Genomic DNA, 13,538 nt, shown 5'->3' on the forward strand with positions numbered 1-13,538 from the left:
GATGAAAAGTACAATGGCTTCATTGAACACGAATTCCACATCCCGTGTACGGATGGCTTTAATTCTGGGGACGTTGTCGGCCTTCGGGCCGTTGTCCCTGGATATGTATTTACCCGCATTACCTACACTGGCTGATGAGTTTGGTTCATCTACTTCGTATGCTCAACTCAGTCTGACGGCGTGTATGATTGGACTTGCGGTTGGACAGTTGCTTGCCGGACCTCTAAGTGATGTACGTGGTCGGCGAACACCGCTCATTGCAGGACTTGTGCTCTATACTATCGCCTCCATACTTTGCCTGGTCAGCCCGACGATGGGCTCTTTTGTTGTGCTGCGGTTCATTCAGGGTGTAGCTGGAGCAGCAGGGATTGTCATCTCGCGCGCAATCGTCAGAGACGTATATTCAGGCCCGGAACTGACACGGTTCTTCTCCCTGTTGATGCTGATTAACGGCGTAGCCCCGATTGCTGCACCGATCATTGGTGGACAAATGTTGACATATACGTCATGGCGCGGCGTATTTATTTTGCTTAGCCTCATCGGTATTCTGACGCTGTTGGCTGTTATTTTCGGCCTTGGAGAGACATTGCCCTCCAACCGCAGATCAAGCGGGGGATTGAAACAGACCCTGATTACGTTTCGGCAAATCGCAGGGGATCGTCAGTTTATGGGTTATGCGTTAACCCAGGGGTTCGTAGCCGCTGGCATGTTTGCCTACATATCCGGTTCACCGTTTGTGCTTCAGAAGATATACGGGGTATCGCCGCAAATATTCAGTGTTTGCTTTGCCATAAACGGGCTTGGTATTATTCTGGCCAGTCAGGTTGCCGGCAGACTTGCAGGTAAGGTATCTGAAACCCGGCTGTTAATCGCGGGGCTGCTAACCGCGGCGCTCGGAGGAACTTCACTGCTCATCGCCATTCTGGCTGAGGGTAATCTAATCTCTGTACTGATTCCGTTATTTCTGGTGGTATCCAGTGTTGGGTTGGTCAATACCGCGTCCTTCGCCTTGGCGATGGCCAATCAGGAGAAATCGGCAGGCAGTGCGTCTGCGCTTATTGGTGTGATGACGTTCCTCTTCGGTGGTATTGTCGCTCCCCTCGTAGGTCTCGGGGGAGAAGGCACAGCTGTGCCAATGGGAATCGTTATCGCGTGTGCTGATCTCGGTGCCTTGGTGATTTACTTCCTAATGGTCAGTAGAGGCAGGAAGCGCCAGAACGATCAAGTGTTGAGTTAAATGTACTGATTCTGAACACCTTGCGTTTATGGAGTCTTAAAATAGTGTAAAGTTATTTTGGGTTAAAGAACGAACAAGAGCCTCACTTGGAAGGAATTATGCTTCCAAGTGAGGCTCTTGCTGTAGGTAAGGACAAGTTTAGCAGAGCGCAAACAAAATTTGTGTATTGGACAGTATACCTGGCGTGAGGAATGGATAAAAGTACCCCACCACAAAACCAAACAGATTAATCGCAGGCCACATCAGGTAGACATCATTGTATGTGAAGACAAGGGACCACCGGTTGTAGCAAAAGTTGGGCAGCGCACGTTCTTCGTTATCTCGTGGTGCCGCTGTACCCGTCTGTGCAAATTGCACAGCTTGAGTGAGACTTTGCGGCTGTTGCTGGAGGAAGAGCGGAAGCAGACCCGGGCTGCTTTTGATCAGGTTATACAGAAAAAGCATTTCTGCCGGAGGCTGACCTACCGGACGAGGATAGGCACTAAGCAGGGTGGGCAGATTGCCTTGAGTCAGCTGCACAGGTACGCCAGGTGCTGTACCCGGGATTGTACCTGGAATACCTCCAGGGATATATGGACCGGGTCCTCCACCTGGAATGTATGGAGGATAGGAGCCTTGACCGCCAGGTATACCAGGAAACGTTGGACCACCCGGTGTGCCGCCACCGCCACCGCCTGGGAACAGTGGAGGCAATTGAAAGGAACGGTCTTCTCCATAACTTAGATAAGGGTTATATTCGTAATACATGTACAGAACATCCTTCCTGTCGTCGTATTCTGCATTTAGCATATGGTGGCATCCGCCTATATGTGAGTGACGTCAAGAAGATTTTATATGATCTATATAGTTGAACTAATCATTTACACAAAACGGAGAGGATAGAAAAAACCTGAAAAAGCGAAGCGGTCGCCTAATAGCTTTCTGAAAGAAAGCTACATCGGAAGCATACGCTATCACCGGATTTTCCCTTAGAGAAAAGGGAATAGAAAAAATCTGGGGATAACAGCGATTGGAAGGTTGTTCTATCATCGTAATGTCAGTGTAAATAAATTTTAGTTCAACTGTATAGCGCAGAATATAATCGAATTGACAACTGAACTGATAACAATTATCATTGTCAATGGAAATGGTCAAATGTACATACGGATATTATATGTATCAATAATAGTATCAATATTTTTGAACATTAAAATCTGTCACAATAACGCCGAATAAGGTGTTCATATTGAAATGAGAGGGGTTAATAAATTGTTTAAGAGAAATAGAAAGATGATCATGCTTCTGATTACGGTGATGGTTATGTCCATCTGGTTGGCAGCGTGTGGAGCGAAGTCCGCAGAGAACGGAGCAGCAGGAGAGAACGATACAGCAACGGAGACAGAGACGCAAACAGAAGCCCCGACAGAACGCACATTGACAGATGCAATGGGACACAAAGTAACCATCCCGGCTAATCCGGAGCGTGTCATCGCGTCTTATCTGGAAGACAATTTGGTAACACTAGGTGTTAAGCCAGTTGCTCAGTGGTCGGTAGCCAACGGAATCCAGGAATATCTGCAAAAAGATCTGAATGGTATCCCAACGATTGCTTTTGATCTGCCTTTTGAAGCGGTAACAAGTTTTAACCCGGATCTGATTATTGTTGGTTCTGAAAGTGTGGTTGAAGGAGAAAAATACGAACAGTACAGTAAAATTGCACCTACTTATGTACTTGGCGATGAGATCAATAGCGACTGGCGTAAAACGTTGCTTAAAATCGGTGAGATTTTGAATAAGAGTGATGAAGCGCAAAAAGCGCTGGATGATTACGAAGTTAAAGCTACAGAAATCAAGGAAAAGATCAACAACGTTACAGGTGGAACAAAATCAGCAGCGGCCATTTGGTTGGTTAGCGGCAAGTTCTTTATTGTAAGTGACAACGTATCAAGTGGAGAAGTAATGTACAAGGAACTTGGACTTCTAGAGCCTGAAGTTGTAAAAGAAATCTCTGCCAATGCAACAGGTAACTGGTCTTCCATCTCTATGGAGAAGCTGGCGGAAATGGATGTAGACTACTTGTTCTTTGTGAATAGTGATGCAGGTACTGGAGCGGAAGCACTGAAAGATCCAGTGTGGCAAAGTATCCCGGCTGTGAAAAATGGCAATTTGTTTGAATTCACCCGGTCCAGCAGCTGGTTGTACAGCGGAGTTCAAGCGAACCTTCAAATTATGGAAGACATTCAGAACAGCATTGTTAAATAAGAAATCGTCGATATGAAAAAGCATGTTTCTACTTCCTGGTGCAATAGGCACCAGGGAGTTTTTTTGTTAATTCAGCATTTTACGTTATATAATAAATATGAGTGTGTGATCGTGTCTTGAAGTGACATTGACACTTGTTACACGAGCAGGGAAGGGGATATTACATATGTATACATTGGATCCACGTGAAATAACGGGAAGAGACAACTATAAACTGATGAGTGGTTCGGTGGTGCCACGCCCAATTGCTTTTGTGACGACACGTTCAGATGAGAATGGTGTGATCAATGCAGCGCCTTTCAGTTTCTTCAATGTGGTTAGTTCGGACCCACCGCTGTTATCCATATCCATTGCACGTAAAGACGGCATTATGAAAGATACTGCGCGTAATGTACTTGCTCATAAAGAGCTGGTCGTGCATATATGTGATGAAGCAATCATAGCAGAAGTAAATGAGACAGCAGCTATCCTTGAACCCCATGAAAGTGAGCTTGAGCGGACGAAACTGACCCCAGTGCCAAGTACAAAGGTTGCCGTGCCAGGAATAAAGGAAGCTCTTATTCGGATGGAGTGTGAGCTGTATCAGCACATTCCCATTACCAACGATGATGGCAAACCGATGAGTGATCTGTTGCTGGTACGCATAGTGCAATATCATTTCAGCCAAGAAGTCTACAATCCGGACAAGGGGTATATCCTGATGGATCATTTGAAACCAGTCAGCCGACTTGCGGGTAATGATTATGCCAAGCTCGGAGAGAGATTCACCATAATTCGACCTGAATAGTTATGAAAGATCCTATATGTAATTTGTGAAAGGGTTTAACCCTGTTGATAAAGGCGGACAACACATGCGAAACTCGCATAGGTTGTCCGCCTTTTGTTGTGATATGAACATAAACGGGACAGGAAGTGAATAGACTTGTACTATATCCTGCACATTTCTATATGAACCTATTTGATATATAGGATGTTTAAAAAGCCCACTTTTGATTACGAAAGACAAGACTATATAGGGGGTTAAGCCGATGAACCAGCTTGAGGAAAGTACAGGGGCAAGTATTATGGGAATAGGAACGGCGTGGCCTGCCCACCGTATTGAGCAAAAGGATGTATCTGCCCGTCTCGCGCAAGCGCTGGAACATGAGCCGGATGCGAGAAGATGGGCCAAACGGATCTTTAATCAGTGCGGTGTGGAGACTCGGTATACGTGTGAACCGAATCTGCTTGAGCCTGTTGATTCTTGCAGATATTTACCCTTTACCAATGCGGAGGAGGTTCCGACTACATCCGAGCGTATGGGCAAATACAAAACTGCTGCTGTTCCCCTTGGTCTGGAGGCGGCCGGACAGGCGCTTCAGGACGCAGACGTATCCTCCTCGGAAATTACACATCTCATTACGGTGAGTTGCACGGGGCAATTCCTGCCCGGACTTGATGTTCGGCTGATCCAGCAACTTGAACTGTCACCGCAGATCAACCGGATTCCCCTGGTGTTTCAAGGATGTGCAGCCGGTCTGAAAGCGATCCAACTGGCGAATTCCATTGTAACGACAGATCAGAAGGCTACAGTTCTCATCGTGTGCGTGGAACTATGTACACTTCACTTTCAGCCATCTGCCAAACGGGACGACCTGTATGCTGCATCGTTCTTTGGTGATGGTGCCTCTGCCTGTGTTATTGGTGCGTCTGGAACAGATCGCAATGAATGTTTTCGACTAGGCCGTGGATACTCAACGCTGCTCCCGGATTGTACAGAAGAAATGATCTGGGAAGTGGGCAATACAGGCTTTGATCTCTACCTGTCACCACAGATACCCAAGCTGCTTGGTTTGCATCTCGGTCCAGAGGTAGAACGATTGCTCGAGGGGAGCGGTTTACCGGAAATATGGGCGATACATCCGGGAGGCAGAGGCATCGTGGATGCCGTTCAGAAGCTGTATCAGTTGACAGATGAGCAGGTCTCCTACAGCCGAAACATCCTGCGGGATTATGGCAACCTGTCGTCCGTGACGATTCTTTTTGTTCTTCAAGCCATCCGCGAGGATTATAGACAGAAGGAAGAACATTCCAGTGGGATCGCGCTGGCCTTTGGCCCGGGACTGACAGCAGAGTTACTTCCGTTTACATACATCCCTGCCCCCATAGCGAACAGAACACCTGTGAATCATGGCATCCAATAGTTCGCGAACCCGAGTGAAGGAGATATACACCCCAAGTGGTTGAATGTGCTTATGATCTTACCCTTACCGATGAATATAATCGAATGACTAATCTGATCGCAGAGGAGCTTAGGTATGGGTTATCGCAGACTTGCTGCCTTCATCAGCCGATATCCGCGGTTCATTATTCTCTGCTGGGTATTTATCATCGGGATGTCAGCGGTCTGGGCATGGAAGTTACCTGACATTGTTCAGGATCACGGATTAAAACGGGTTCACGGGGATGCGCAAGCGGTTGGACTTGTTCTGGAGGAAGAATTCGGATCTCCTGCTGATCCGGTTATTCTGGTGTTTGAGAAAAAGGAAAATACCTCGCGGTTACAGTTCCGGCAGTGGATCAAGGATCGGTTGACACAGGTTCAAGTGTTGCCTGCGGTAACCTCTATCACGTCCCCTTTGGATGCTAGCGAAAGGGTGACGCTGCAAGAGCATAGGGCATATGCCCTTGTGAAGATGGATGTGCCGGCGCATCAGATGGGTCCTCCGCTGGAGCAGTTGCGCGCCGTGCTGGCAACAGACGGTCCAGGTACGGTGCAATTGACTGGAAAGGCAGTCGTGCAGCAGGATGTCAATCATCTGAGCTTTCGTGATCTGGAACGGGCAGAGATGGTGGGACTGCCGATTGCCCTGATCGTTTTGTGTTTTGCATTCAGGGGGCTATATGCCGCGTTGATTGCTGTCATGATGGGGATCAGTGCTGTGATTATCGCTATGGGAGTCACGTCACTCCTTGGTTATCACCTGGAATTGTCCAACTTTATCATTAATGTGATTCCCATGGTGGGCATGGCACTGAGTATAGACTTTGCCCTGATCATTCTGAGCAGGTACAGGGAAGAAGTTCAGCGGGCCTATGAAGATGAAGGCAAAGCTAACGTTACGGGCAGCAGCCTGGATATGCAGAGCGAGATTTTGCGAAGCAAGATTCTTCAGCAAACATTACGTACAGCAGGCAGAGCGGTGTTGTTCTCGGCAGCTTGCGTGCTCCTTGGGCTGCTGGGTTTGCTCTGGATCAGATTGCCGATGTTTCTGAGTGTCTCCTTGGGAGCCATTATTGTTCTGCTCCTATCGTTACTATTAAATGTTACGCTGCTGCCAGCTCTGCTATCACTGTCTGCGAATGGTGTATTCAGGCGAAAGTTAGTCCATTGGTTACCTAGAGGTTCAGTCTGGCATCGATGGTCAGCGATGGTCATGAAACGACCAGTCAGTATGGCCATTGGAGGTACGGTTGTACTGCTCCTGTGTGTTTATCCAGTAACCCGGCTGGAACTGTCCGTCCCGGATGCTTCTTCACTGCCAGAGAGAATGGAGTCCCGCCAAGCAGCAGAGCAGTTGCAATATGATCTGGGGCAAAAGAATACCTCCGCCATCGAGATCGTGATTGGCGGACAGCAGGAACTGTTGACTGCCTCTCACTGGCAGATGGCCCACAACAAAGCCCGTCAGCTACTGCAGGACTCAGGCGTATTGAGCATTGTTTCACCATGGGGCCTATTACAGCCGAATCAAAATGGCTCGCAGAGCCTTTTTCAAATTCCACCGTCGGCGCTCACTCCTTCCATAGAAGGCAAGGAGTCAACCAGGACGACATGGCTGCGTTCAACGGTCTCTGATCATTCGATTCGATTGATAGCCACGGTGCACGGGGAGCCTGGTTCGGAACAGGTTGCAGACTGGCTGGAACGAATGAGGAAGAGCGATTATACACTTGGTTCCACCAACGTAAAACTGCGTTATGGCGGGGAAGCTGCCGAGCAGGTTGAAATCATGCAGGAAGTCACAAGTCAACTGCCCAAAGTGTTAGTATTTGTAGTGGTATCCAATTATCTTGTGTTACTGGCAGCGTTCAGATCTCTGCTCATACCAATCAAGGCAATTTTGATGAATCTGCTTAGCTTAGCCGCTTCATTTGGCATATTGGTGTGGGTGTTTAATGAAGGACATCTGGGGATGGAAACGTCAGCCATTGCCATTATGATTCCTGTATTCATTGCAGGATTGGTGTTTGGCATATCCATGGATTATGGTGTGTTTATGCTGAGCCGTATTCAGGAAGTGTATAGACGAACCGGAGACAGTGATGTGGCTGTCCAACAGGGATTGGCTTCTACAGGCCGTCTGGTTACCTCCGCAGCGGCCATTCTGCTTGCGGTGACCGTGCCGTTTGCTTTTGCTGAAGTTGCAGGTGTGAGGCAGCTAGGGATCGGAATCACGGCAGCGGTGTTGATTGACGTTACGTTGATCCGGCTAATACTGGTACCTGCATTGATGAAATTAATGGGCAGGTGGAACTGGTGGTTGCCAGGGCAGATAAAATGAAGGGTATTTCCGTAACCTGTCTTCAGGTTGGAGATATCCTTTTTTTGGCTAGAAATCGTGTGATTCCATTCAAAACAGGCAAACATGTTCAATTCATGGGTGACATCCATGTTCTATAATGGATGGGATTAATTCCATATGACAGTCTTATATCTACGTTATCCTACGAAAAACAGGAGGGACACAGGCCCATGTCTGATATTGAAGCCTATCTACAACAACAAACGAATCTTCGTGGTCGTTCCGCGTATCATGCAGATCAACCCCTGGAGTTATGGCGCAATCAGTTACGTAAACGTGTGAAAGAACGGCTGGGCGGTTTTCCCACGATGGCGGCCGCACTGAATCCTGTCTTACTGGAGCGCATTACATGTGACGGATATATTCGGGAGCGAATTGAAATTACGACCTATGCAGGACTTCGCATGCCTGTGTATTTATTAATTCCGGGTGATGGAAGCATTACCGATAACAAGAGACCTGCTATCGTTGCTTGTCATGGGCATGGCTACGGTAGCCGAGAGATATCGGGTATGGAACCGGATGGGTCGCCACGGACAGGAGAGCCCGGATTACACAAGGACTTTGCTGTAGCGCTTGTGAAGCGTGGTTATGTGGTTGCGGCTCCAGAGCTGCTCGGGTTCGGTGATCGAAGACTGGCAGAGGACCGCGATGCGCCACCAGGGGTAAGCTCTTGTACGAAGATTGCGGCGCATCTGCTCATGGTGGGGAAGACTCTCGCCGGTCATAGGGTGTATGAAACAACACGTGTACTGGATTATGTATCGACTCGGCCAGAAGTGGATTCGGAGCGAATTGGAAGCATGGGTATCTCGGGAGGTGGACTGGTGACCGCATTTACAGCCGCGTTGGATGAACGGTTCAGGGCAACTGTGGTAAGCGGTTATGCAAATACATTCCAGGGCAGCATATTGGATCGGAACCATTGTCTGGACAACTATGTGCCAGGTATCCTGCGTGAAGCGGAATTGCCGGATCTCATCGGCCTGATTGTGCCTAGGCCACTTTTTATTGAAGCCGGAAGTGATGATCAGGTGTTCCCAATCCATGCAGCGAAAGAGGCGTATGCCCGTTTGACACATATATATGAGCAGGCGGGAGCATCAGAATCACTGGATGCGGATTTCTTTACAGGTGGACATGAGATTAGCGGAGCTAAGGCTTATGACTGGCTTGATCAAGTTCTGTGAAGTTGTGGATCGTGCACCAATATAATTCTGATTCGAGAGGAGAATTCAGTGATGAAATGGTCAATATCGGTAAAGCTTCTGCTCTGTTTTGTTCTGTTTGCAAGTACAATGGGCATCGGTCTGGGAAGCAATGAAGGGCAAGTCGCCGTAGCGGCAACGGACAATTACAGATTTGATTTTGGTTCGGGTGCTGTTGAGAACGGTTACACAGGGGTGTCCGCAGGAGATGCCTATACGCCTACGAAAGGTTATGGCTTCAACACACCTGCACAGATGAGGAATGTGTCTGCCTCAGGAAGCGGGGTTAAGAGTGACGCTGTGCAGTTTCTGACGTACGGCACCAAGAGCACCAATACCTTCAATGTGAATCTGTCCAATGGCCTATATGAAGTTAAAGTGGTCCTTGGCAATACTGCCAGAGCCAGCGTGGCTGCAGAAGGTGTCTACCAGATCATCAATATGACGGGCAACGGGGCAACGGACCAGTTTCAAATTCCGGTGACTGACGGGCAATTAAACCTGCTGGTTACAGAAGGAAAGACAGGTACGGCCTTCACACTTAGTGCACTTGAAATCCGGAAGTTATCCAATCAGACCGTTACCAACCGCACGATCTACATTGGTGGTGATTCAACAGTTTGTAATTACTATCCGCTGGGTAGCAGTGTACAAGGAGGTTGGGGACAGCTGTTTCCGTTTTATGTGAACAATTCCACCTTCCAGGTTCGAAATATGGCGTCAAGTGGTCAATTTGCGAGAGGTTTCCGCGATGATGGTCAGATGGAAGCGATTCTGAAGTATATCAAGCCGGGAGACTATTTTATTTTGCAATTTGGAATTAACGATACCAATGCCAAGAATAATACAACGGAGGCGCAGTTCAAAGAGATTATGCGGGATATGGTGCGTCTGGCGAAAAACAAAGGAGCAACGGTTATCCTCTCCACGCCTCAGGGCCGGGCAACAGACTTTAATACAGCGAATGTACATCAAGCGGAGAACCGCTGGTACAATCAATCCACACGTGCACTCGCTCAGGAAGAGGGGGTTACCCTTGTTGAACTGAACAAGCTGAGTTCTGCCTATTTCACTTCAATTGGTCCTGCGGCAACACTTGCTCTGTATATGACAGGGGATAGTCTGCATCCGAATCGTCAAGGGGCTGCGGAGCTTGCACGTATTGTGGCTGCGGATCTAAGAAGACAGGGATTGAATGGATTCTGACTTTACTACTTAATCAGTCTGCATAATCAGTGTTGATCCGTGTATGAAAAATAAAAAAATACCCCCGGGAACATGCCGCGAAACGGGCGGCTGATCCTTGGGGGTATTTGTTATGCCCAGGCTGGGGATTACTCCATCATATCCTTGGCTTCATGGTTCACTTTTTTACCTTTTAACAAGGGTTCCAGTTCATCTTGAACGCTCTGCTCCCAGAGTGGCACATCTGTGCGATAGGCGGCCCGTCCGTTCAGATGTCCGGCGACAGGAGCCGTAATGAATACAAACAGAATACCTAGCAACAAGCGGGCACTGATATAGTTATCGAAGTACCAGAAGTAGAAAAATGTAGCGCTTAGTACACAGAACACACCAAGTGTCATACTTTTGGTTGCGGCATGGGCACGTAGATATACATCAGGCAGACGGATAAGTCCGAATGCACTGAGTGCACTGAGTAGTGCACCGAGCAGTACGAGTAAACCTATAGCGGTTTCAGTGGTTACCTTAACGATCTCCATCATTTTTGAATACCGCCCCCCGTTCAATATAACGTGCAAATGCCACTGTACTTAGAAAAGCCAGAATGCCAATCAGCAAGATGATATCCAGATAGGCCTGGGTTTGCAACATCATCGACAGTACGGCAACGATAGCAATCACATTGATACCAATGGTATCCAATGCTGTAATCCGATCAGCCATGGATGGTCCCCGAAGCACCCTGTACAAGCACCCTAGTATGGCTAAGGAGAGAATGAGCAATGAGATGAACAACAGTGAGGATAACATTAACGCGTCACCTCCATAATTGCTTTTTCGAATGTGTTTTGAATATTATCTCTCATTTTCTGTTCATCCTTGATATCCAGCGCGTGGATAAACAGTTTGCGTTGATTACCCGAGATCTCAAGTGGCAGAGAACCTGGTGTTAATGAAATAAGCAGACAAAGCAGGGTGACCTCCCAATCCGAGGACAATTGAGTTTTATACGTAAAAATACCGGGCCTTATGTCGAGCTTGGGCTTGATAATCTGGCGTATAACCTCAATGCTGGCTCGCACCAGTTCCTTGAACAGCAGTGCAATCAGTTTGAAGATGGCCCAGACTCGAACAATATAGAAGCGCTGGGGGAAGAATCTGCGCATCCCCCCGATGAGAAGCAGTCCGAGCAGGTAACCTATGAGAAAACCAACACCATTCCAGGCGTTGTTCAGAAACATCCATACAAAAGCAATGATAAGATTCAGTACAATCTGAAAGGCCATAGACATCTACTCCTTCAATACGGCATCAATATAAATATTGGGATGCAGTAGAATATCGCCTGCGCGGGAGGTCAATTGGAACATGCCTTCAGCCCCCACACCCATTACGATGATGAATACAAACAGAATTCCGGCAGGAATCAGCAGGCCGTTCACCGCGTAAGGGCGTCTTACAACCCCGGCAGGCGGTTCACCCCAGAACGCTTGTATGAAGATGCGCAGTACCGAATATAACATTAATAAGCTGGAGAGCACAGCAATGCCGGTCAGACCATACAAGCCTGCCTGCAAGCCACCTTCAAAGAGAAGCAACTTCCCCGGAAAACCACTGAATGGAGGCAAGCCCGCCAAGGCAAGTGCACTAATGAAAAACATCCAGCCGAGCAGCGGATAGCGATGGATCAGCCCGCCCATGTTGTCCAGTTTGGATGTTCCGGCAACCGCAATCAAGGCTCCGCCGAGAAGGAAGAGCAATGTTTTGATCAACATGTCATGCAGCATGTAGAAGAGCAGACCTTCCAGCGCAGGACGACTGGCCGAAGCCATACCAAAAGCGACAAAACCTACACCTGCGACCACGTTGTAGATGAGAATTTTGTTCACATCGCGGTAGGAGATCGCACCGATGACACCAAGGACCATCGTAGCACCAGCCATCCATCCGATCAGGGTATGGAAGAAATCAGGATCATGATAGAAGATCAGTGTGAATGTTCGCACAATCGCGTACAAGCCAACCTTGGTAAGCAATCCTGCGAACAATGCAGTGACGACGGCAGGTGGTGCCGCATAAGAGCCCGACAACCAGAAGAACAGGAACAGCCCGGCCTTGATGCTAAATACGATCAGAAAGAGAACGGCAATTAAGGTAATGACTCCGCTCTGTCCCACTTCAGCAATTTTGACGGACAAGTCTGCCATGTTCAATGTGCCAGTTATGGAGTAGAGGAAGCCGATGGAAGCGACAAAAAGAGCTGAAGAAACGATGTTAATCAAGACATATTTAATCGTTTCCCGAAGCTGTCTTTCCGTGCCACCCAATACAATCAGTGCATAGGAAGAGATGAGCATCAGTTCAAAGCAAACAAATAGGTTGAACAAATCTCCGGTTAGGAATGAACCGTTAACTCCTGCAATCAGAAAATGGAAGAACGGATAGAAGTGATGTTCTTCTCGCTCCTTGTTCACACTGCGGAACGCATACAGCAGACACGCCAGTGCAATGATGGAAGCGGCGACGACAAGTAGCGCCGATACCATGTCAGCTACTAGCACAATACCATAGGGAGGTGCCCATCCGCCCATATTAAGCGTTAGAACTCCAGTCTGAGCTACCCGCGTAATGAGTATCGTTGAGACCACTGCTGTAAACAACAGTCCAATGACACTAATGATCCGCTGGATATTTGTTTTCCGGAAAAATAACAGAGACAGAACACCTGTAATTAAAGGCAACAGAATCGGCAGAACGACGAGATTATTCATATGGGCGCCCCCTTACTTCTTCCATATCGTCTGTTTTTAACTTCAGATAAGAACGATAGGAGAGAACAAAGAAGAACGCAGTGAGTCCAAAATTAATTACAATTGAAGTTAGTATCAAAGCCTGAGGAAGAGGATCGACATAACGTTCAGCCATCTCCCCAAGCAGTGGTGGTGCCCCGGTTTTGAGACGTGACATGGTGATCAAGAGCAGATGCACGCCATGGGTTAGTATGGACATGCCAAGTACGATACGGAGCAGGCTCCGCGACAAGATTAAAAAGACGGCAACCGCAAACAGAATGCCAACGGCTACGCACATCAATATTTCCAT

At 47.9% G+C, this 13,538-nt stretch carries 13 protein-coding genes; 7 read left to right on the forward strand and 6 right to left on the reverse strand.

Annotation, left to right across the window (positions count from 1 at the left end):
• Position 1: 1 nt before the first annotated feature.
• Entirely contained in the window at positions 2-1,237 is a 1,236-nt protein-coding gene (locus F0220_RS12830; RefSeq protein WP_105598375.1) for a multidrug effflux MFS transporter, read from the forward strand.
• A 138-nt stretch (positions 1,238-1,375) separates the two neighbouring features.
• Here the strand turns inward: F0220_RS12830 and F0220_RS32475 are convergent, their stop codons facing one another.
• Positions 1,376-2,026: a hypothetical protein gene (locus F0220_RS32475; protein ID WP_181156158.1), complete on the reverse strand. Its 651-nt coding sequence runs from the start codon at positions 2,024-2,026 to the stop codon at positions 1,376-1,378.
• Positions 2,027-2,506: 480 nt separating this feature from the next.
• Here F0220_RS32475 and F0220_RS12835 point away from each other — a divergent pair, with 480 nt between their 5' ends.
• From F0220_RS12835 to F0220_RS12860, 6 genes are all read left to right on the forward strand, one after another.
• Complete coding sequence (locus F0220_RS12835; RefSeq protein ID WP_223199930.1) at positions 2,507-3,478, forward strand: iron-hydroxamate ABC transporter substrate-binding protein; 972 nt, start codon at positions 2,507-2,509, stop codon at positions 3,476-3,478.
• Positions 3,479-3,644: 166 nt separating this feature from the next.
• Positions 3,645-4,265, forward strand: a complete 621-nt coding sequence (locus F0220_RS12840; protein WP_105598378.1) for a flavin reductase family protein — start codon at positions 3,645-3,647, stop codon at positions 4,263-4,265.
• A gap of 241 nt (positions 4,266-4,506) precedes the next feature.
• Positions 4,507-5,661: a type III polyketide synthase gene (locus F0220_RS12845; protein WP_105598379.1), complete on the forward strand. Its 1,155-nt coding sequence runs from the start codon at positions 4,507-4,509 to the stop codon at positions 5,659-5,661.
• Between the two features lie 114 nt (positions 5,662-5,775).
• Positions 5,776-8,022: an MMPL family transporter gene (locus F0220_RS12850; protein ID WP_105598380.1), complete on the forward strand. Its 2,247-nt coding sequence runs from the start codon at positions 5,776-5,778 to the stop codon at positions 8,020-8,022.
• A gap of 191 nt (positions 8,023-8,213) precedes the next feature.
• Positions 8,214-9,233, forward strand: coding sequence for a dienelactone hydrolase family protein (locus tag F0220_RS12855; protein WP_105598381.1), 1,020 nt, complete (start codon positions 8,214-8,216; stop codon positions 9,231-9,233).
• A 108-nt stretch (positions 9,234-9,341) separates the two neighbouring features.
• Positions 9,342-10,457: a rhamnogalacturonan acetylesterase gene (locus tag F0220_RS12860; protein WP_223199986.1), complete on the forward strand. Its 1,116-nt coding sequence runs from the start codon at positions 9,342-9,344 to the stop codon at positions 10,455-10,457.
• Between the two features lie 128 nt (positions 10,458-10,585).
• Here the strand turns inward: F0220_RS12860 and mnhG are convergent, their stop codons facing one another.
• Genes mnhG through F0220_RS12885 form a run of 5 tightly spaced genes read right to left on the reverse strand, consistent with a single transcriptional unit; the run spans position 10,586 to position 13,538 of the window.
• Positions 10,586-10,978 (reverse strand): monovalent cation/H(+) antiporter subunit G, encoded by a 393-nt coding sequence (gene mnhG, locus F0220_RS12865; RefSeq protein WP_074094788.1) that lies wholly within the window; start codon positions 10,976-10,978, stop codon positions 10,586-10,588.
• Entirely contained in the window at positions 10,962-11,246 is a 285-nt protein-coding gene (locus tag F0220_RS12870; RefSeq protein WP_017688855.1) for a Na(+)/H(+) antiporter subunit F1, read from the reverse strand. Before F0220_RS12870 ends, mnhG begins: the two co-directional genes overlap by 17 nt.
• Entirely contained in the window at positions 11,246-11,722 is a 477-nt protein-coding gene (locus F0220_RS12875; protein WP_105598383.1) for a Na+/H+ antiporter subunit E, read from the reverse strand. The genes F0220_RS12870 and F0220_RS12875 overlap by 1 nt, the downstream gene beginning before the upstream one ends.
• A gap of 6 nt (positions 11,723-11,728) precedes the next feature.
• Positions 11,729-13,207, reverse strand: coding sequence for a Na+/H+ antiporter subunit D (locus tag F0220_RS12880; protein ID WP_105598384.1), 1,479 nt, complete (start codon positions 13,205-13,207; stop codon positions 11,729-11,731).
• Positions 13,200-13,538 (reverse strand): Na(+)/H(+) antiporter subunit C, encoded by a 339-nt coding sequence (locus F0220_RS12885; protein WP_036670645.1) that lies wholly within the window; start codon positions 13,536-13,538, stop codon positions 13,200-13,202. Before F0220_RS12885 ends, F0220_RS12880 begins: the two co-directional genes overlap by 8 nt.

This window comes from Paenibacillus sp. 37 (assembly GCF_008386395.1).
GTDB lineage: Bacteria > Bacillota > Bacilli > Paenibacillales > Paenibacillaceae > Paenibacillus > Paenibacillus amylolyticus_B.

Coding starts and splice junctions, on each gene's coding strand:
- F0220_RS12830 (WP_105598375.1), top strand. CDS start 2: ATGAAAAGTACAATGGCTTCATTGAACACGAATTCCACATCCCGTGTA.
- F0220_RS32475 (WP_181156158.1), bottom strand. CDS start 2,026: ATGCTAAATGCAGAATACGACGACAGGAAGGATGTTCTGTACATGTAT.
- F0220_RS12835 (WP_223199930.1), top strand. CDS start 2,507: ATGATCATGCTTCTGATTACGGTGATGGTTATGTCCATCTGGTTGGCA.
- F0220_RS12840 (WP_105598378.1), top strand. CDS start 3,645: ATGTATACATTGGATCCACGTGAAATAACGGGAAGAGACAACTATAAA.
- F0220_RS12845 (WP_105598379.1), top strand. CDS start 4,507: ATGAACCAGCTTGAGGAAAGTACAGGGGCAAGTATTATGGGAATAGGA.
- F0220_RS12850 (WP_105598380.1), top strand. CDS start 5,776: ATGGGTTATCGCAGACTTGCTGCCTTCATCAGCCGATATCCGCGGTTC.
- F0220_RS12855 (WP_105598381.1), top strand. CDS start 8,214: ATGTCTGATATTGAAGCCTATCTACAACAACAAACGAATCTTCGTGGT.
- F0220_RS12860 (WP_223199986.1), top strand. CDS start 9,342: ATGGGCATCGGTCTGGGAAGCAATGAAGGGCAAGTCGCCGTAGCGGCA.
- mnhG (WP_074094788.1), bottom strand. CDS start 10,978: ATGATGGAGATCGTTAAGGTAACCACTGAAACCGCTATAGGTTTACTC.
- F0220_RS12870 (WP_017688855.1), bottom strand. CDS start 11,246: ATGTTATCCTCACTGTTGTTCATCTCATTGCTCATTCTCTCCTTAGCC.
- F0220_RS12875 (WP_105598383.1), bottom strand. CDS start 11,722: ATGGCCTTTCAGATTGTACTGAATCTTATCATTGCTTTTGTATGGATG.
- F0220_RS12880 (WP_105598384.1), bottom strand. CDS start 13,207: ATGAATAATCTCGTCGTTCTGCCGATTCTGTTGCCTTTAATTACAGGT.
- F0220_RS12885 (WP_036670645.1), bottom strand. CDS start 13,538: ATGGAAATATTGATGTGCGTAGCCGTTGGCATTCTGTTTGCGGTTGCC.